The 293-nt window shown below is 50.2% G+C and carries 1 pseudogene; it reads left to right on the top strand.

Going from position 1 to position 293, the window contains the following annotated elements:
* A pseudogene (locus AB4585_RS28145) lies at positions 1 to 293 on the top strand (ABC transporter ATP-binding protein); the annotation flags it as partial.

Below are 293 nucleotides of genomic sequence, written 5' to 3'. Positions count from 1 at the left end.
GGTGCACCAAAGAGCAAGTCTATGCGCTCGAGTATTCCAAGACCCTTTAGCGGGCACGTGTGGCGACCTTACGATTGAAGAGAATATGGCTCTAGCCTATCGCCGAGGACACCGACGTGGTTGGAGCTTAGCTTTATCGAGCAAGCGCAGAAAACTATTTCAAGATCGTATCGCTATATTAGGATTGGGGTTAGAAGATAGGCTTGGCGATAGCATTGGCCTTCTCTCTGGCGGCCAACGTCAAGCGGTAAGCCTGGTTATGGCCACTCTATCAGGCAGTAAACTTCTATTGC

It is taken from the genome of Vibrio sp. 10N.222.49.C9, assembly GCF_041474985.1.
Lineage (GTDB): Bacteria > Pseudomonadota > Gammaproteobacteria > Enterobacterales > Vibrionaceae > Vibrio > Vibrio crassostreae_C.
Note: the sequence above shows the minus strand (reverse complement) of the source record. Positions and strands in the feature narration are given on the sequence as shown.